At 71.0% G+C, this 18,275-nt stretch carries 18 protein-coding genes; 5 read left to right on the top strand and 13 right to left on the bottom strand.

The window, feature by feature from the left end:
- Positions 1 to 4 precede the first annotated feature (4 nt).
- Both ACQPYK_RS35840 and ACQPYK_RS35845 read right to left on the bottom strand, forming a co-directional pair.
- A complete protein-coding gene (locus ACQPYK_RS35840) occupies positions 5 to 1,189 on the bottom strand; it encodes a steroid 3-ketoacyl-CoA thiolase (protein WP_433241209.1) in 1,185 nt (394 codons plus the stop codon).
- Entirely contained in the window at positions 1,189 to 1,383 is a 195-nt protein-coding gene (locus tag ACQPYK_RS35845) for a ferredoxin (RefSeq protein WP_433241212.1), read from the bottom strand. Before ACQPYK_RS35845 ends, ACQPYK_RS35840 begins: the two co-directional genes overlap by 1 nt.
- A 322-nt stretch (positions 1,384 to 1,705) precedes the next feature.
- On the opposite strand from ACQPYK_RS35845, the gene ACQPYK_RS35850 reads away from it, so the two are divergent.
- From ACQPYK_RS35850 to ACQPYK_RS35860, 3 genes are all read left to right on the top strand, one after another.
- A complete protein-coding gene (locus ACQPYK_RS35850) occupies positions 1,706 to 2,848 on the top strand; it encodes an acyl-CoA dehydrogenase family protein (protein ID WP_433241215.1) in 1,143 nt (380 codons plus the stop codon).
- Between the two features lie 34 nt (positions 2,849 to 2,882).
- Positions 2,883 to 3,902 (top strand): acyl-CoA dehydrogenase family protein, encoded by a 1,020-nt coding sequence (locus tag ACQPYK_RS35855; protein ID WP_433241218.1) that lies wholly within the window; start codon positions 2,883 to 2,885, stop codon positions 3,900 to 3,902.
- Positions 3,903 to 4,080: 178 nt separating this feature from the next.
- On the top strand, positions 4,081 to 5,190 hold the full coding sequence (locus ACQPYK_RS35860; RefSeq protein ID WP_433241221.1) for an LLM class flavin-dependent oxidoreductase: 1,110 nt from the start codon (positions 4,081 to 4,083) through the stop codon (positions 5,188 to 5,190).
- An 82-nt stretch (positions 5,191 to 5,272) separates the two neighbouring features.
- On the opposite strand, the gene ACQPYK_RS35865 is transcribed toward ACQPYK_RS35860, so the two are convergent.
- From ACQPYK_RS35865 to ACQPYK_RS35885, 5 genes are read right to left on the bottom strand one after another with little or no spacing between them, the layout of a single operon-like run.
- Positions 5,273 to 6,076 carry an ABC transporter ATP-binding protein gene (locus ACQPYK_RS35865; RefSeq protein ID WP_433241224.1) on the bottom strand — a complete coding sequence of 268 codons (804 nt, stop codon included), beginning with the start codon at positions 6,074 to 6,076 and terminating at the stop codon, positions 5,273 to 5,275.
- The gene (locus ACQPYK_RS35870; RefSeq protein ID WP_433241227.1) at positions 6,073 to 6,819 is read right to left on the bottom strand and encodes an ABC transporter ATP-binding protein; all 747 of its coding nucleotides are present in this window, start codon (positions 6,817 to 6,819) and stop codon (positions 6,073 to 6,075) included. The genes ACQPYK_RS35865 and ACQPYK_RS35870 overlap by 4 nt, the downstream gene beginning before the upstream one ends.
- Positions 6,816 to 7,826, bottom strand: a complete 1,011-nt coding sequence (locus ACQPYK_RS35875; protein ID WP_433241230.1) for a branched-chain amino acid ABC transporter permease — start codon at positions 7,824 to 7,826, stop codon at positions 6,816 to 6,818. The genes ACQPYK_RS35870 and ACQPYK_RS35875 overlap by 4 nt, the downstream gene beginning before the upstream one ends.
- Entirely contained in the window at positions 7,823 to 8,698 is an 876-nt protein-coding gene (locus tag ACQPYK_RS35880; protein ID WP_433241233.1) for a branched-chain amino acid ABC transporter permease, read from the bottom strand. Before ACQPYK_RS35880 ends, ACQPYK_RS35875 begins: the two co-directional genes overlap by 4 nt.
- A gap of 32 nt (positions 8,699 to 8,730) precedes the next feature.
- Complete coding sequence (locus ACQPYK_RS35885; protein WP_433241236.1) at positions 8,731 to 9,897, bottom strand: ABC transporter substrate-binding protein; 1,167 nt, start codon at positions 9,895 to 9,897, stop codon at positions 8,731 to 8,733.
- Positions 9,898 to 10,863: 966 nt separating this feature from the next.
- On the opposite strand from ACQPYK_RS35885, the gene ACQPYK_RS35890 reads away from it, so the two are divergent.
- Entirely contained in the window at positions 10,864 to 11,202 is a 339-nt protein-coding gene (locus ACQPYK_RS35890) for a hypothetical protein (protein WP_433241239.1), read from the top strand.
- A gap of 861 nt (positions 11,203 to 12,063) precedes the next feature.
- A complete protein-coding gene (locus ACQPYK_RS35895) occupies positions 12,064 to 13,338 on the top strand; it encodes an acyltransferase family protein (RefSeq protein WP_433241242.1) in 1,275 nt (424 codons plus the stop codon).
- A gap of 682 nt (positions 13,339 to 14,020) precedes the next feature.
- Here the strand turns inward: ACQPYK_RS35895 and ACQPYK_RS35900 are convergent.
- The 6 genes from ACQPYK_RS35900 to ACQPYK_RS35925 all read right to left on the bottom strand — a co-directional run bounded on the left by ACQPYK_RS35900 (position 14,021) and on the right by ACQPYK_RS35925 (position 18,273).
- Positions 14,021 to 14,401, bottom strand: coding sequence for a DUF1801 domain-containing protein (locus ACQPYK_RS35900; RefSeq protein ID WP_433241245.1), 381 nt, complete (start codon positions 14,399 to 14,401; stop codon positions 14,021 to 14,023).
- 31 nt (positions 14,402 to 14,432) lie between these two features.
- Complete coding sequence (locus ACQPYK_RS35905; RefSeq protein WP_433241248.1) at positions 14,433 to 14,975, bottom strand: dihydrofolate reductase family protein; 543 nt, start codon at positions 14,973 to 14,975, stop codon at positions 14,433 to 14,435.
- 106 nt (positions 14,976 to 15,081) lie between these two features.
- Positions 15,082 to 15,849: an SRPBCC family protein gene (locus tag ACQPYK_RS35910; RefSeq protein ID WP_433241251.1), complete on the bottom strand. Its 768-nt coding sequence runs from the start codon at positions 15,847 to 15,849 to the stop codon at positions 15,082 to 15,084.
- Between the two features lies 1 nt (position 15,850).
- A complete protein-coding gene (locus ACQPYK_RS35915) occupies positions 15,851 to 16,462 on the bottom strand; it encodes an ArsR/SmtB family transcription factor (RefSeq protein WP_433241254.1) in 612 nt (203 codons plus the stop codon).
- Positions 16,463 to 16,887: 425 nt separating this feature from the next.
- The gene (gene hppD, locus ACQPYK_RS35920) at positions 16,888 to 17,973 is read right to left on the bottom strand and encodes a 4-hydroxyphenylpyruvate dioxygenase (RefSeq protein ID WP_433241257.1); all 1,086 of its coding nucleotides are present in this window, start codon (positions 17,971 to 17,973) and stop codon (positions 16,888 to 16,890) included.
- An 84-nt stretch (positions 17,974 to 18,057) separates the two neighbouring features.
- Positions 18,058 to 18,273 carry an MbtH family protein gene (locus tag ACQPYK_RS35925; protein ID WP_433241260.1) on the bottom strand — a complete coding sequence of 72 codons (216 nt, stop codon included), beginning with the start codon at positions 18,271 to 18,273 and terminating at the stop codon, positions 18,058 to 18,060.
- Positions 18,274 to 18,275 lie beyond the last annotated feature (2 nt).

The following is an 18,275-nucleotide window of genomic DNA, read 5'->3' on the forward strand; positions in this document are numbered from 1 at the left end:
TCTCCTAGAGCCGCTGCAGGATGGACGCCGTGCCCAGCGACCCGCCGCAGCACATGGTGATCAGTGCGGTCTCGGCGTCCGTGCGCTCCAGCTCGTGCAGCGCGGTCACCATCAGCCGGGTGCCGCTGGCGCCGAGAGGATGGCCCAGCGCGATCGCGCCGCCGTTGACGTTCACCCGTTCCGGGTCCGCGCCGTGGGCGTGCGCCCAGTTGAGCACGACCCCGGCGAAGGCCTCGTTGACCTCCGACAGGTCGATGTCGCTGAGCTTCATGCCCGCCCGGCGAAGTATCCGCTCGGTGGCCACGACCGGGCCGTCCAGCAGGTAGTACGGGTCGGCGCCGGTGACGACCTGGTGGGCCAGCCGAGCCCGGGGTTCGATCCCCAGCGCGCGGGCACGGCCCAGGGACATCCACAGGATCGCCGCCGCGCCGTCGGAGATCTGCGAGGTCGTCCCCGCCGTGTGCACGGCGCCCTCGATGTTGGGCCGCAGCGAGGCCAGCGTCTCCGCGGTGGTCTCGCGCAACCCCTGGTCGCCGGTGATCCGCCGGGTCTCGCCGGTCGGCCGGCCCTCCTCGTCGAGCACCGGCGCGACGACCGGCGTCACCTCTCGGTCGAAACGTCCCTGCGCCCACGCCGTGGCCGCGCGCCGCTGGGACAGCGCACCGTAGGCGTCGGCGTCGGCGCGGCCGATCCCCTGCCTGCGGGCGATCCGTTCCGCGCCGCCGAACTGCGCCTTCGGCGGGTCGTCCCACGGGTAGTCGGCCGTCTTGTAGTGGCCCGGACCGCTGTAGAGGTTCGTCCCGATCGGGACCCGGCTCATGGACTCGACCCCGCAGGCGATGCCGACGTCGATCGCGTCGGCGGCGATCAGGGCGGATACGAGGTGGTTGGCCTGCTGCGCGGAGCCGCAGGAGACGTCCACCGTCGTGCAGCCCACGGCGGGGTCGTGGCCGGTGCTGAGCCATGCGTTGCGGGTGACGTTGAGGCTCTGCTCGCCGGACTGGGTCACGCAGCCGCCGACGATCTGCTCGACGTCGCCGGGGCCGATCCCGGCGCGGGCGATCACCTCGAGCTGGACGTGACGCAGCAGTTCGACGGCTTTGAGCCCGGCCAGCCAGCCGCCCCGCCTGCCGATCGGCGTGCGGGCCGCGGCCACGATGACCGGGGTGCGGTCCCCCGGCGCGGCCATCAGCTCGTCTCCAGCAACGTGATGGCCAGTTTCGGGCAGGCCCGCGCGGCCTCCTCGGCCACCGGCCAGTGCTCGTCCGCCGGGCGCTCGGCCCTCAGGTGCAGCATGTCGTCGTCCAGCTCGAAGATCTCGGGTGCGATCCCGGCGCACAGTCCCATGCCGTCGCATCTGTCGTAGTCGACAATCACCCGCATTCGCCGCACCCTCTCAAGCCGTCGGCCGTCCGATGCGGTCACGGGATGGGGCACCCTCCCCGTGACCGGTGGGCGGGCAACGGCGAATCGGCCGTTGCTCACGACGACATCGTCACGGCGAACCGCTTTTTCGGGCATCTCCTGGAATGCTGCATCGGATCGGCCCGGTGAAATTCCGGGCCGCGCGAATGCCGGGTCGATTTCACAACACGGCCGGGGATATATTGAGGCCTCATTGATCGGCCGGATATTCCTTCTTCTGAATTGCTGACCCTGCGCCCGCGTCTACATTCCGCATATCCCGCTGCGTTACGGTGCGAGCATGCGGCTGGGCGACAGCGAGAATCAGAGCGAGTTCCGCACACGGCTGCGCGGCTGGTTGCGAGCGCACGTGCCCCCGGCACGGCCGGGCGCGCCGCGCGTCTGGGCGGCCGAGGAGCTGCGCGCGTGGAGCCGGGCGTTGCACGAGGCCGGATACGCCGGGCTCACCTGGCCCGCTGAACACGGCGGGCGCGGTCTCTCCCCCGCCTACCAGGCCATATACGCCGAGGAGAGCGCCCTTGCGGAGGCGCCCGATCACATCAACGTGATCGGGCTGAACATGGTGGGACCGACCATCATCAGGTACGGCACGCAGGAACAGCAGGCGACCTACCTGCCGCGCATCCTCTCGGGCGAGGCGATCTTCTGCCAGGGCTTCTCCGAGCCGGACGCCGGCTCCGATCTGGCCTCGGTCCGCACCCGCGCCCGGCGACGGCCCGGCGGATACGTGCTCGACGGCGAGAAGGTGTGGTCGTCCTACGCCCACCTCGCCGACCACTGCCTGCTGCTGGCGCGAACCGATCCCGACGCGCCCAAGCACCGGGGCCTGACCTGTTTCCTGATCGACATGAGGGCACCGGGCGTACAGGTCCGCCCGTTGCGTCAGATGTCCGGCGACACCGACTTCAACCAGATCATCCTTACCGGCGCGGTCACGCCCGAGGACAGCGTTCTCGGCCCGCTCGGCGAGGGGTGGCGGGTGGCGCTGACGACGCTCGCGCACGAACGAGGCACCTTCGGCATCACGCTCACCGCACGCCTGGCGGTGCAGTTCGACCGGCTGGTCCAGACCGCCACGGCCGCCGGCGCCGACCGGGACCCCGTGGTGCGCCGCGAAATCGCCGAGCTGTACGTGCGGTTGCAGGGGCTGCGCTTCACCGGCTATCGCGCGCTCGCCGCGCTGGAGCGCACCGGCGAGCCGGGCCCGGAGGGCTCGGTCCTCAAGCTGGGCTGGTCACAGGCCAACCAGCGGCTGAGCGCGCTGGCGTCCGGCCTGCTGGGCGGTACGGCGACGGCCTCCTGGAGCGGGTACTGGCAGCACCAGCGGCTGCGCACGAGAGCCAACAGCATCGAGGGCGGCACGTCGGAGATCCTGCGCGGCATCATCGCCGAGCGGGTGCTCGGGCTGCCCCGATCCCGTTAGAACCCGACCGCGACGGGATCGGAGGAGACCCGGAATGGATTTCGCCCTCACCGAGACACAGACCGACCTCAGGGCGGCGGCCCGCCGCTATCTGGGCGACCGCTACCCCGCCTCGCGAATCGCCGAGCTGTCGGACGCCGCCGGGCACGACGGCGGCGCCTGGCCGGAGCTCGAACGGCAGGGCTGGCTGGACGCGGACCTCGGGATGGTCGAGCTCGCCCTGCTCGCCGAGGAAGGCGGCCGCGCGCTGCACCCGGCGCCGTGGTGGGCGACGGCCGGGCAGGCCCTGCCCGTCTACGCCGCCGCCGGGGTCGGACTGCCCGGCCCGGCCACCCTCGCCGACGGCTCGGACACCTGCCGGGCCTCACGGGAGTGCGACGGCTGGCTGCTCCGCGGCCGGGTGGCCTCCGTGGTCGACGCCCGCGCCGCCGCCGAGATCGTGGTGGCCGCCCGTACCGGCACCGGTGTGGCGCTGCTCGGCGTGCGACCGGACGCGCCGGGGCTGTCCCGCGTCGAACGAGCCGGAATCGACCCGCTGCGGGAGGTCTCGGACCTGGAGCTGGTCCGGACCCCGGCGCGGCTGCTGGTCGGCTCCCCCTCCGCGGAGCCGCTGCTCGCATCGGCCGGCCGCAGGGCCGTCGCGCTGCTCGCCTGCGAGGCGGTCGGGGTCGCCGACCGCGCCCTCGAACTCGCCGTGGAGTACGCCGGAACACGCGTCCAGTTCGACCGGCCCATCGGCTCCTACCAGGCGGTGGGTCACCTGCTGGCCGACGGCTACGCCGAACTGGAGCTCGCCCGCTCGCTCGCCTACCGGGCTGCCTGCGCGCTGCAGGACCAGGCGGAGGACGCCGGCCAGGCACTCGCCTGCGCGGTGCACGCCGCGGGGCAGGCCGCCACGCGGGTCTGCGAGACCGCGATCCAGGTGTGCGGCGGGATCGGCGTCACTTGGGAGTTCCCGGTGCACCGGTGGTATCGCCGGGCTCTGTGGCTTGAGGCGTTCCACGCCGGACGGCCGGATCCGCTGGCCGCCCTCGCCGAGGTCGTGCTCGGATGACGGCGCCGTGGAACCCGGCCGCGGGAGCCGTACGAGAGCCGCGACGCCGGGCACTGGCTCGGTCGCGGGTTCGAGCACGGTATCGAACACGGTGTCGGGCACAGGGTCGGGCACGGTGCCGGCAGCGGTGCCGGCAGCGGTGCCGCATTCCGGCGAGCATCCACGTGGAAGGAGTGACATGCCTTTAGAACTGCACTGGTTCCTGCCGCTGCACGGCGACGGCAGGGAGGTCGCCAAGCGGGCCGAGGGGCCGGCGTCGCCGGGCGCCCGCCGCGAACCCGACATCGACTATCTGACCCAGGTCGCGCTCGCCGTCGACCGCTTCGGCTTCACCGGCATGCTGACGCCGTTCGGGATGTTCTGTGAGGATCCATGGGTCGTCGCGTCCACGCTGGTGGCGAGGACGCAACGGGTGAAGTTCATGATCGCGCTCAGGCCTGGCTTCGTCTCGCCGGTGCTGGCCGCCCAGACGGCCGCCACGTTCCAGCGGGTTTCGGGCTCGCGCCTGCAGCTCAACGTCGTCACCGGCGGCGACGCCGACGAACAGCGGCGCTACGGCGACTGGCTGGAGCACGACCAGCGCTACGAACGCGCCGAAGAGTTCCTGGAGGTGTTCCTGCGCGCCTGGACGGGCGAGCGGTTCGACTTCGACGGCGCGCACTACCGGATCTCCGGCGGGCTGCTGGCCCGCCCGCACCCGATCCGGCCGCAGATCTTCCTCGGCGGCTCCTCCACCCCGGCGAGGCAGGTGGCCGCCCGGCACGCCGACGTCTATCTCACCTGGGGAGAGCCGCCGCAGGCCATGGCGGAGCTCATCGGCCAGGCGCGGGAGGCGGCCGCCGCCCAGGGACGGGAGCTGACGTTCGGCACCCGCTTCCACGTCATCAGCCGGGACACCGCGGAGGAGGCGTGGCAGGTCGCGCGGCAGCTGGTCGAGGGCATGGATCCGGCCAGGATCAGCCAGGCGCAGAAGCGTTTTCGCGCCACCGAGTCGGAGGGGCAGCGACGGATGGCGGCCCTGCACGGCGGCAGCACGGACGCGCTGGAGGTCTACCCGAACGTCTGGGCCGGCTACGGGCTGGTCCGCCCCGGCGTCGGGACCGCCCTCGTCGGCAGCCACGAAGACGTGGCCGAGCGGATCGAGGAGTATCACACGCTCGGCCTGGACCACCTCATCCTGTCGGCGCAGCCGCATCTGGAAGAGGCCTACTCGTTCGGGGAGGGTGTGATGCCCCTGCTGCGCAAGCGCGGGCTGCTCACCGAACCGGCCGCCGCGGCACTCGGGTGAACGGGGTGACCGAACGCGGATGACACCCGGCCGGGCGGAGACGTTCCGATCCGTCTCCGCCCGGCCGGGCGGACTCCGGACGCTACGAGGGTGCCGCCGGTTCGGTGACGGCCGGGGTGTCGGTCGCCAGGGCGCCGGCGAGTACGGCCTGGCGCGGGCGGGACGCGGCGGCGTCGCCGGCCCCCGGGGTGAGCGCGCCGTACAGCAGGCCGGGGTCGTCCCGGACGGCGCCGGCGGCGAGCCGGGCGGTGACGCGTCCGGCGGTCAGGACGGTGAGGTGGTCGGCGACCACCCGGGCGAAGTCCGGCTGGGGGGTGGCCAGCAGGATGCCGAGGCCGTCGGCGGCGAGGGCGGTGACGGTGCGCTGGACGTGCTCGACGATGACGGGGGCGAGCCCCTCGGTGGGCTCGTCGAGCAGCAACAGGCGGGGCTGGGTGAGCAGCGCCCGGGCGAGGGCGAGCATCTGCTGCTCGCCGCCGGACAACTGCGTGCCACGGTGGTCGCGCCGCTCGGCCAGGCGCGGCAGCAGGTCGAGCACCCGCCGGCGGGTCCAGCCCCCCGGCCCTGAGGCCCGGCGTTCGGCGATGGCGAGGTGCTCGGCCACGGTCAGGGTGGCGAAGACGCGGGCGCCCTGGGGTACGTAGCCGATGCCGGAGCGGTTGCGGCGGTGGGCGGGCAGCCGGGTGAGATCCCGGTCACCGAGCAGGATGCGCCCGCCGGCGGGGCGGATCAGCCCGGCGACCGTGTCCAGCAGGGTGCTCTTGCCGGCGCCGTTGTGGCCGACGAGCGCGTGGACGGTGCCGGGCCGTACCGTGAGGTGGATCTGGTGCACGACGGTGCCGCCGTTGTGGCCGGCGCTGATCTGGTCCAGGTTCAGCGTCATCATCGGCTCACCGCCTGTGGTGTGCCGAGGTAGACCTCGGCCACGGCTGGATGTACATGGATCTCCTGTGGGGTACCGGTGGCCAGCACCTGCCCGTGGTGCAACACGGTCACGGTGTCCGCGAAGGCGGTGACCAGGTCCTGGTTGTGTTCGACGAGCAGCACCGCCATCTCGGCCGGCAGCCGGCGCAGGGCGGCGAGGAGCCGCGGCAGGTCGGCGTCGCCGAGCCCGGCCGCGGGCTCGTCCAGCAGCAGCACGCTGGGCTCGGCGGCCAGCGCGACGGCGATCTCCAGCAGCCGGCGCTGTCCGTGGGACAGGCTGCCGGCCGTGAGGTGGGCCTGCGCGCCGAGGCCGAGGGTGTCGAGCAGGCCGAGACGGGCCGGCTCCCGGCGCCGGGACTCGCGCCATCGGCGGCCCGCGCCGGTGTGCCGCCACGCGGCGACGACGAGGTTCTCCAGCGCGGTCAGCGAATCGAGGACGGCGGGGGTCTGGAAGGTCCGGGCGACGCCCAGCCGCGCCCGGGCCGCCGGTCCGGCGCGGGTGATGTCGCGGCCGGCGAGCCGGATTCGGCCGGCCGAGGGCCGTACGGTGCCGGCGATCAGATTGAGCAGGGTGCTCTTGCCCGCGCCGTTGGGGCCGATCAGCGCGCGCCGGGCTCCGGCGGACAGGTCGAGGTCGACGCGGTCGACGGCGCGCAGCGATCCGTAGCTCCGGGCCAGGCCGGTCGCGGCCAGCAGGGCGGTCATGACGACGCCGCCTCTCCGGGCCGGTGACCGGGCCGGTGATCGAGCCGGTGGCGCGATCGCGCGCCCAGCCCGGCCAGGCCGTCGGGCAGCAGGTAGACCGCGACGACGAACAGGGCTCCCAGCAGCAGGGGGCCGTGGCCGGGGATCGATCCCGCCGCCCATTCCCGTACGGCGACGACCACCGCGACCGCGGCCAGCGCGCCGCCCAGGGAGGTCGCCCCCCCGATGGTCACGGCCAGCAGTACCAGCGCCGAGACCTCGAACCCCACGTCCTGCGGCGACACGTAGCGCTGACTGGTGACCAGCAGTGCCCCGCCGACGCCGGCCACGGCGCCGGCGGCGGTGTAGACCGCCAGCAGGTAGCGGGTGACCGGGTGACCGCTGGCACGCATGCGTGCCTCGTGGTCACGGCAGCCGCGGATCAGCAGTCCCGCCGGGGACCGCAGCGCCAGCCAGGTGACGACGGTCACGGCGACGGCGACCACGAGCACGTAGCCGTAGACGGCCCGGTCGCCGACCAGCGGCGACGCGCCCCAGAGCGGCTGGGCGGCGGGGATGCCGGCGAGCCCGTCGGTGCCGCCGGTGACCGCTTTCCACTGCCCGGCGGCGACCGCGGCCAGTTCCCCGACGGCGAGGGTGACCATGAGGAAGGTGATCCCGCGTGCCTGGATCACGGCCAGGCCGACCAGGACGGAGAACAGCGCGGCGACCAGCGCCGCCACCACGAGCTGGACCGGGCCGACGGTGACGCCGGCGCGGGCGAGCAGGGCCGTGGTGTAGGCGCCGACGGCGTAGGGGGCGACCTGCCCGAGGGTGGGCAGGCCGGCGACGCCGGTGAGGATCGCCACGCTGACCGCCAGCAGCCCGAGAGACAGGATGCGGGCCAGCACGCTGAGCGTGTACGGATCGACCACCCAGGCGGCCGAGACCAGCAGGACCAGTACGGGCACCGCCCAGACCGGGGCCGCAAGGGCACGGCCGGGCAGGACATGCCGGACGGAGTTCATGAGCGCCCTCCGAGAACGAGCACGCGCCGATGGCGCAGGACCAGGACGGCCGCCATGGCGGCGAACAGCAGGTACGGCGCCCAGGCGGGAGCCAGCACGACGCCCAGGCTCTGCACCTGGCCGACGATGACGGCGGCCACGAACGCGCCGCCGATCGAGCCGAGCCCGCCGAGTACCACGATGACGAGCGACAGCAGCAGCACCGTGTCGGCGGTGCGCGGCCCCGGCCCGATGATCGGCGCCCCGAGGGCACCGGCCAGGCCGGCGAGGGCTCCGCCGGCCGACAGGACGACGGCCAGCACGGTACGCGGACTGGTGCCCAGGCAGGCGAGCATGTCACGGTCGTCGACCACCGCCCGCACTCGCGCACCGGCGCGGGTGCGGCGGATGACGAGCCATCCGCAGGCGGCGAACACCGCGGCGGCGACGATGAACCCGAGCCGGTAGACCGGATACCGATGGTCGCCGACCGCCACGGCGGTGTCGAGCGCCGCCGGAATGGTGGGCCGCAGATCGTCGGCGCCGAAGGCCAGAACCAGCACGGCACCGGCGGCCAGCGCCATCCCGAAGGTCAACAGCGCCTGGGTCAGGTGCCCACGACCGGTGAGGGGGGCCAGGGCCACCGACAGCAGTCCGCCGCCGGCCGCGCCGGCCGCCGTGCCGACCACCACGGCCAGGCCGAGTCCGGCCCAGCTTCCGTCGCCGAGCGCGGCGGCGGCGTAGGCGCCGAGCGCGTACATGGTGCCGTGGGCGAGGTTGAGCACGTCGCCGACACCGAAGGTAAGGGTCAGGCCCGCAGCCACGGTGAACAGCAACAACCCGTAGGCGAGCCCGTCGATGGTGGGGATCAGGTAGGCGTCCAGCAGGCCCACGGCAGTCCTCCCTTGCGTCGTAGGTGACGGCTCTAGGTGCCGATGACGGCCAGGTCCTGGACGACCCGGTTGGCCGGCCGGGCTCCGTCGCGGCGCACCTCGCGCAGGTACCAGTGCTGGATCGGCGAGTGCGTCGCGGCCGAGAACTGCCAGGCGCCGCGGGGGCTGTCGATCTGCCCGAGTTCACCGATCGCCCGGTTGACCTTCTCCGGGGTCACCTCGTCCTGGATCTTCCCGATCGCCTTGTCGAGGACGGCGGCGGCGTCGTAGGAGGCCATCGCCTGCGTGGTGGGGGCGCGGTCGTGGCGTTCGGACCAGGCCGAGACGAAGGCACGGTTGGCGGGATTGTCCAGGTCGGGCGAGTAGTTCGCCACGTTCCAGGTGCCCTCCGCCGACGCCCCCTGGGCGCCGAGGACGCCTTCGGTCAGGAACGCCCCGTACAGCGGCAGGTCCTTGATGTCGGACTGGGCGTACTGGGTGACGAAGTCGATTGCGCTCTTACCGGCGTAGAAGGCGTAGACGGCCTTCGCACCGGAGTTCTTGATCTGGGTGAAATAGGGCAGGAAGTTGCTCGTGGTCGGGAACGGCGTCCACGTCGTCTTCCCGCCGGGGTTGGCCAGCTTGCCGCCCACGCGCGTGAACGTGTCGGTGAACCCGCGCAGCTGGTCGTGGCCGCCCTGGTAGTCCGGGCCGATCGCCCAGACCGGGCCGCCGGCCTTCTCCTTGATGTAGGGGGCGACGGCTGCGCCCGGTTCGTCGGAGACGAAGCTGGTGTGCCACAGCCAGGAGGTGTCCTTGACCGGCGGCCGGCCGTTGGCCCCCACGAGCGGAACCTTGTTCTCGATCGTGAGAGCGGAGATCGCCTGGTAGGAGCCGCTGGCGACGATCCCGGCCAGCGCCGCCACCCGTTCCTGCTTGATCAGCCGGGTCGCGGCGGGCAGGGCGGTGGCCGGCCCGTCACCCTCGTCGGCCACGACGAGATCGACCTTCCGGCCGCCGAACTTGCCGGCGTGGGTGTCCAGGTAGAGCTGGAACCCGTCGCGCATGTCCTCACCGGCCGCCTGGTAGGTGCCGGACAGGCTCGCGACGAATCCGATCTTCACGTTTCCCGGGCCGCTGCCGCCGCTGCCGCAGCCCGCCGCCGCAAGGGTGACGGCCAGCAGTCCGACCAGGCCGCGTCGCGTTCGTCGTAGGTGCATATCTGCTCCCTAGTGGGTCAAGGGGTGGGCGACGGCGGGTGCGGTCAGGGCTGCTCACCGTGCGTGATCGTGCCGGATCGCGCGGAACCGTCCCGGCCGGAGCGTTGCGGGCCGGGGCTCCGAGCGCCGCCGGGCCGGTGTCCGAGCGGCGTCCGGCACGGATGTCGTGACGTGGATATGACGTGCCGACGTGCATCATCGACAGGCACTTGCATCGGCGCAGCCGCAGGTCACAGCTGAGCACCGCATCGGCCCGGTCCGCACACGACCGGTGAACTCGGCGTCTTCCGATCCGCGTGTCGCGGCCGGCCACCCGAACCGGGTCCACGGCCGCGAACACCTCATCGAGTGTCCGCCGGACGACGACCCCTCATCCGACCGGTGGACCACCATGACGAACGGCGACAGCGCACGTGTCCGGCCCGGATCCCCCCGGCAGGTGACCGTAACGTGCATCCCGACCTCCGACACCACAGCGGATCGCCCCACCCACCGGTCGAGGCCGGGAGCGACGCGCCCGCCGGCGCGGGCATCCGGGGTCGATGCCGGCCCGACCTTGCTGATCGGCCCCGCCGGCTCATAGCCGTCCCGGCCGATGCCACAGCTGCGACAACCGGCACCGGCGGCTCGCGCCGCCGGCCACCGATGGCCCCTGATCTCAACCGCCCCCCAGGCATCCATCTGGCTCATCGCCGAATGCTCTGTGGCTGAATGCTCGCAAGGAATTGATTTCTATGTCTTCTTCCAGCTTGCTCACTCAAGTCCGGGATTTCCCTCTGGAAATCACCCGCACGGCCGCGCCGGAAGCGCCGCTGCGGTGGGGGGCGGCGGAAGACGCGCCTGGTAGCGGGCGATCACGCCGCTCCGGGGCGGGCCGAGCCGCCAAGAACGATCATGTGTATCGTGCGCCATCGCCTCCCGGACGCGCCCTGGCGCCACCGAAAACGATCATGCACACTGTGCGACGTGACTCCCACAACGCGCACCAGCCTCCTGGCCGCGGCCGCCACGACGCTCGCGTTGACCCTGGCCGCCTGCTCAAGCACATCGAGGGCACAGCCGACCGACACCGCCGACACCCGGCAGGCCGCGGGGCTTGCCGTCTGCCACGATGCGGTCAAACAGCAGCTCAAGACCTCGGCGACTCCGACGTTCTCGGAGGAGAAGTTCGAGGGCGAGCCCTACGGCTTCAAGTTCACCGGCACGGTCGATTCCGGGGCCTCTGCCAAGAGCAGCTACGTCTGCTCGGCCAACCAGAACGGCGCCAACTGGATCGCCGCCCAGGTCGTCGTCACCCCGAGCTGACCCGGCATCGGGAGGTCGCGGGTGCCCGCGCCTCCCTGGCCGGTCGGGCCCGTTCGTCTTCATCGGCCCTGTCCGTCGGCCTGTTCACCGGCCTGCTCACCGGTTTCTGTTCATCGGTCCTGCTCGCCGGCCTGTTCACCGGCTTCTGTTCATCGGCCCTGTTCATCGACTTCTGTACACCGGTCCTTGTTCACCGGCCGGCACCCGGGCCGGCGCGCCGCCACCCTTACGGTGCGGCGTTCGCTCGCCCCGGATCGGCATCCGCTCGGTTCGAGCGCGGCGACGGATTCGCCGGCACGAGCGACGGCCCCTCCGCGGGAGCGGCCATGCGCAGCCGGAGAGGGCGACCGCCCCGGCGCCGTCCCGCGTCGGCCCTCGTCGCGGAAACGGATCCCGCCTTCACGGCGGCCACCCCTGTCCGCCGTTCCACACCCCGCCCCCGCGAGCCCCCTGCCCCGGCGAGTCCGGCCGCGCGACGTGCGTTTCGCGGAGGGGCACGGAAACCGCTGCCGCCGGCGAAGGACTCTGACTTATAAGCATCACCCGAAGTCAGGTCTCAAGTAAATATACGAGGACGATCATCCGCAAACCGAGCAATTTCAAAGAAAACCTGCGAGGACCCTGATGCAACAATCGCATCGGCGGTACATGGCCAGACGAGGGTTCGGAACAAGCCGCGTTACGGCGGTGGCCGTCTAGATGTGCGCCGGGGGCACGGTCTGCATATCCAGTCACCCTTCATGAAAGGAGGGGAACATGAGTGTTTCCACGACCCGATCGGGTGGTTCTCCCGGAAAACGGAACACAGGCACGGGGGAAAGCACGAACGGATCCGCCGTGATCAGCCGCGAGGCGAAAAGAATGCCGAAGTTCGACGGGATTCGCGGGCTCTGCGCGGTGGCGCTGCTCGTCGTTCACGTCGCGTGGACCGCCAGTCTCACCGGCTCCTACAACGAGGCGCCGAGCAACCTGCCCGCGGCCACGGTGATCAACGGCTTCCAGATCACGGTGGGAGTCTTCTTCCTGCTGTCCGGGCTGTTCCTCTACCGCCCGTTCGCTCGCGCGATCATCACCGACACCCCGAAGCCCGAGCTCGGGCCCTACTTCCTGCGGCGCGTCCTGCGCCTGCTGCCCGCCTACTACGTGGTGACCGCGGTCGCCCTGCTGGCACTGAACTTCAACAGCATCGACGGAATCTGGTACGTGCTGCGGCCGGTCCTGCTCATGCAGAACTACGACCCGCAGTGGATGGCCGGCATGGACATCACCTGGACCGTGCCGACCGAGATCCAGTGGTACATCGTGCTGCCGCTGATCGCCTGGGCCAGCCACTGGTACGCGCGCCGGGGCGCCGACCCGGTGAGCCGGGCGCGCCGGCTGATGATCCCGATCCCGATCCTCATCCTGGTCGGATTCGCATGGAACGTCTACATCCACCAGCCCTTCATGGGCATCTTCCCCCCCGAGTTCTGGTGGCCGATCGGCGTCGCCGCCAACATCGCCGCCGGCATGGGACTGGGCATCATGTCCGCGCTCTCCCAGGTGTCGCCGGGTAACACCTCCCGCATTTTCCGCGTCGCGGCCAAGCACCCGAACATGTTCTGGTTCGCCGCACTGATCGTGTTCGCCATCAACTGCGCCAAGCCTTTCGGCAGGCCCGGTTACGGCGACTACGACAGCCTGCCCGGCGCGCTCACCTTCTACGTGCTGTTCATTCTCTTCTGCGCGTTGCTGATAACGCCGATGGTCGCGCCGAACTCGGAGTCGCGACTCATCGACGCGGTGGTGGGAAACCGGGTGGTCGTCTTCCTCGGCCGCATTTCCTACGGCGTTTATCTCTGGCACTTCATCGTCATGAACCTCTACCTCGGTAGCGGGAGCATATTCGGCGGTGACCCCCTGCAGGTTCCCGCCATGCGCGGCATGGCCGGTTTCTGGGAGCTGGAGTCCGCCGTGCTGCTGGGCAGCATCGTGGTCGCGACGGTGAGCTACTACGCCATCGAGCGCCCGCTCCTGCAACTCGGCGAGCGGTGGATCAGCTCACGGAAGGCACGCAAGAGCACGACGACCGGCACCGACACCGACACCGGCACCGGCACCGTGCAGCGGGTCTCCGACTCGGCGGCGGCCGTCTGACGTCTCCGAACGTCAGACGGTCTTCACCCGGTCGTCACGACCGGCCCCGGCGCATCGGTTCCAACCCGGCTCTCGCCACGATATTCGGCGAAACGGATGACTGACAGGCAGGCACGGCGTCCGCGGTTCATTGAGTTCCCCCCCTCATGAACCGCGGGCGCCGTGCCTTTTCAGGTCATCGTCCCTGTTCGCGCCGTCCCTGTCCGCACCGTTCCTGTCCGCACCGTTCCTGTCCGCACCGTTCCTGTCCGCACCGTTCCTGTCCGCACCGTCTCCGTTCGCGTCGTCTCCCGGCGAGGCCTGGGCCGGCGTCGACCGGCGTCGAGGAGTTCGTCACCACAAGGGGGGACGAGCGTGAGGGGGGATTCTGCGCCGTACGGCGGTGCGACCGCCTCGACGGCCGGACACGGGTGATGAGCGGCGGGGCAGGCTCTGCGTCACGTCCGCGTCACAGCCGTGGGCCGACCTCTGTGGACAGGCGCCCGCGACCGCGGACGGACGGACGCCCGCAACGCAACGGCCCGGTGGCCCCACCCACGACATCGTGATCGTCGGGTTGAGGCCACCGGGCCGTCATATGTCTTTCCGGCCGATGTCTTTCCAGCCGTCTTTCAGCCGTCTTTCCAGTCGCCGGTCTTCCGGTCGTCCCAGCCGCGCCCGCGGGACGACCAGCGGATCGGCGCTACTTGGCCGACTCCGCCGATTCCAGTTCCCGTGCCTGACGCAGCCAGTCGGTGAACAGCTCCACATCGATGTCGGCGACGCTGCGGAGCTTGACGCTCCCCATCCCGGGCCGGCTCATCGGCTGGATCCGCCCCGACGGGTCGGAGATCTCCTGGCCCCGCCACAGTCCCAACGTCAGGTACGCCGGATAGGCCTTGACGAACACCACCGGCGCCTTACCCGGCGCGGCACCCAGGCTCCATGTCGGATCCCCGTGCCACAGCGCCGCCTCCACCCCCGGCAACGCCCCGTCGATGACCGACCGGACCTTCTGGCCGACCTCCCGCAGCGGCTCCGCCAGAGCCGCGAGGTATTCGTCTACGTTCGCGAACTTCGCCATGTCGATCTTCCCTTCGGTTGACGGGCCGGGCTCAGGCCGGGTGGTAGATGAGGTTGAGGACGCCGGTGCTGAAGGTCTTCGACTCGACGAGCTTGAGACCCTTCTGCTCGGCGCCGTCGGCGAACAGGCGCTGACCGCTGCCCACGATGATCGGGTGGATCAGCAGCCGGAGCTCGTCGAGGAGGTCGTCGCGCAGCAGCGACCGGACGAGGGTGGCGCTGCCGTTGACCAGGATGCTCTTGCCTGGCTGCTGCTTCAGCTTGGTGAGCTCCTCGGCGACGTTGTCGCGGATCAGCGTCGAGTTGCGCCACTGCGCCTTCTCCATGGTGGTGGAGACGACGTACTTGGGCGTGTTGTTGATCTGGTCGGCGAACGGCACGTCACTGCCCTTGTCGGCCCAGTGGGCGGCGAACTCCTCGTAGGTCTGCCGGCCCAGCAGCATCGCGTCGGCCTCGGAGGTCTGGGCGCCCACGGCCTCGCCCATCTCCTCGTTGAAGTAGGGGAAGTGCCAGTTCTGCGGCGCCTCCACGACGCCGTCCAGCGACATGAAGAATCCCGCGATGATCTTTCTCATGACATCTCCTTGGAATCTGGTTGGTTACGGGTGTCCGCTCGTTCGCCGTGTCCCCGGTGCGTCCCGCCCGCCGTGACGGCGGCGGGACGCCTTCCCCGCCGGGGGATCAGGCGAACGAGTGGGTGAGCCAGGACTGCCAGGAACCCTCGACCTCCCTGGCGTCCACGTCGGAGAAGAGGTGCAGCTCCACGACCGCCGCGCCACCCCTGCTGTGGAAGAACCGGTACAGTCCGTCGCTCGTGCGCACGCCCAGGAACTGCGGGGTGGCGTAGTCCACGACGCCGTCCACCGGTGAGTCCATGACGCCGTCCACCGGCGCGAGCCCACCGGGGGCGAGCCGTACCGGATCGCCGTCCTTGACCTCGCCGGCCAGGCCGAGACCGCCCCTGAGCACCGCCATCACGTGCTCGGCGTCCCCTGCCCGGGGGTGTGCGGTGGAGATGGGCGTCGCGGTCCTGCCGGCGAAGTGGGTGAGGTATTGGATGAGATTGTGGAAGTAGAACGCTCCGCCCTGCTTCAGCGAGTCGTACTCTCCCTCCCAGTCGTCGCTGCCGATGAAGCCGCTGCCGACCGAGCGCAGCACGGTGCTGCCTCCGTCGCGTCCTTCGATGAGCCACTCGAGCGCGAGGAACGATCCGTCGTCTCCCGCGCCGCTGCGGTATCCGAAGCGTTTGTTCGGCTCCCACGCGGTCACCTCGGACTCCTGGACGAAGCCGCCCAGGAGGGTCCGCACGCTGCCGCCCTCGCGAGGCTCGATCTGGCTGCGTCCCATGAACCAGGAGTCGACTCCCGGGCCCGTGGCGATCGCCTCCCACACCTGCTCGGGGGTTGCGTCGAGCGTGACCTCCATGTGGAGCTCGTAGTCGTGCGGCACCTCAGAAGTCCTTCGCGTCGTTGGGAGCGGCCTTGGAGGCGACGCTCGGATGTACGGCGACGATCACACGATGGTCACGTCCGCCCTCGGCTGTCTCGTCGTGGTATTTGGCGACCAGCCCGGTGACCGCCTCGGCCAGCTCCTCGGCGAAGGCGGCGCGGTCGGCCGCCGAGGCGAACCGCACCTCGCCGTCGATCGCGAACGTCGCCAGGCGTTTACGGGCTTCGTCCGCGGCCGTCATGAGCGCGCCCACGTCCCGTACGAGCTGCGCGGACAGGGCCAGCAGCCAGCGCGCCGACAGCTGGTCCGGCGAGCGGGCCGGATCGGGCTGCACGGCGGCCAGCACGACCGGCGAGATCACGAACGACTCCGCGGTGGCCCGCATCACCCGCTCGGTGACGTTGCCCTTGCGCCGCTCCTCGACCAGCTCGACCAGGCCGTGCCGTTCCAGCGCCTTGAGGTGATAGTTCACCTTCTGCCGCGGCAGGCCGACCTTCGCGGCCAGCATCGTCGCCGAAGCGGGCTCGACCAGCTCGGCCAGCAGCCGGGCCCGGACCGGGTCCAGCGAGACCTCGGCCGCCGCCGGGTCCTCGATCACCGCCACTTCGAACATATCCTCAGACTCTCACCGACAATCTATTTTGTCAAGGAAATCGAAACTGTCGGTGGGTGATTCCGGATCCCGATACACCGCTCCCATGGCGAGCCGTCCGGCCCGCCGTGCGCGGCCTCACGGACCGTCGCGAAACCTCGGCCGGCAGGTCGTCCCGCCGGCAGGGAAGTCCGCCCCCGGTGCGATCCGTGGCGGAGCGGCACACGACCCGCGGGGTCGAGCCGCCGGCACGCGACGGATCGGACGACCCCCGCGCGCCCGCGTCCGCATACGGCTTCGCGGCCGGCCGGATCACCCGTACAGCGGGCGATCCGGCCGGCCGCGAAGCGTTGACGCTCTGATTCCTCCAGATACGGACCGTATCAATCGGCTCCCGACACCCGCTTCTCCCAGATTGCTGTGTCGTCGCCGTGTCGGCCGACGGATCAGTGGATCTCTTCCCTGCTCCGCTGAAGCTCCACGGCCTGGTACAGCGCCGCCATGTTGCCGCTGCCGAAGGACCGCGCCCCCAGCCGCTCGATGAGCTCCAGGAAGAACGTGTTACGCGAGTGAACCGACTTGGCGAAGATCTGGTAGAGCTGCCCGTCGTGGTCCTCGTCCACGAGGATGTTGAGCCGCTGCAACGCGTCGACGGAGTAGCGGCCCAGCTCCACCCGCTGCGGAAGGAGGCTGTAGTAGGCGTCCGGAGTGCTGAGGAACTCCACCCCCCTGGCGCCGATCGCGTCCACCGCCTCCACGATGTTGCCGGTCGTGAACGCCATGTGCTGCACGCCGGCGCCGCCGTGGTGCTCCAGGAACTCGTCGATGTGGCCGGGCACCTGCGACACGTCCGGCTCGATCAGGGTCAGCGTCACCGCGCCGGACTCGCTCTGCACCACCTTGGTGGTCATCGCCTGCGAGCCGATGACGATGTGCTCGGTGAAGATCAACTCGAAGTCGAGGACCCGCCGGTAGAACTCCACCGTCGAGTCGATCTGGCCGGACTCCACGCACACCGCGAAATGGTCCACCTCGCCCAGGCCGTTGTCCGGGCCGGGGTCCGCGACGGGCACCGGCCGCAGCCCGGGAAGCGTCCGCTCGTCGGTGCCGACGGCGCGCTGCACGAAGGTGTGCGCCACATCGCCGAAGCCCATGACCGCGGCGGTCACCACATCACCGTGCCGGACCGGCGGGGACAGCGGGCGGGCTCCACGCCGTACGGCCTCGTCGAACGCGGCGGCGGCGTCCGCCACCCGCAACCCGAGATTGGCCACGCCGTCGCCGTGCCTGTCCACGTAGACGGCGCTCGGGTGGTCGGCCACCTGGGGCTCGGTCAGCACGAGCCGGATCTGGTTCTTGCCCAGTCCCACCGAGTGGACCTCCGCCGTCCTGTCGGACGCGTCCGTGGCCGCGTACACCGTGAAGCCGAAGCTGTTGACGAACCAGTCCGCTTTCGCCGCGATGTCGTTGACGTAGAACTCAACGTGGTCGACGAGCATGCCGTCGAAGATCCGTGTTCCTGACGAGGCCATAGAAAACATCTCCGTTAGTCGTCCAATTGGCGTGCCGTACAAACGAGGACCCGGCGAGTCGGCCCGAACGGGCGCCGGACGGGCTCAGGCGGAAGCGGCCACGTGCTCGGCGAGACTGCGCGGCCGCAGGTCGGTCCAGTGCGCGTTCACGTAGTCGACGCAGGCCTCCCGGGCGGCCGGGCCGTACACGACGGTCCATCCGGCCGGGACCCCGGCGAAGTCCGGCCACAGGGAGTGCTGTCCCTCTTCGTTGACCAGCACGGAGTACGTGCCGTCCTGGACGTCAAAAGGATTCGTCATCT

The sequence above is a fragment of the Streptosporangium sp. CA-135522 genome (assembly GCF_050949235.1).
Taxonomy (GTDB): domain Bacteria; phylum Actinomycetota; class Actinomycetes; order Streptosporangiales; family Streptosporangiaceae; genus Streptosporangium.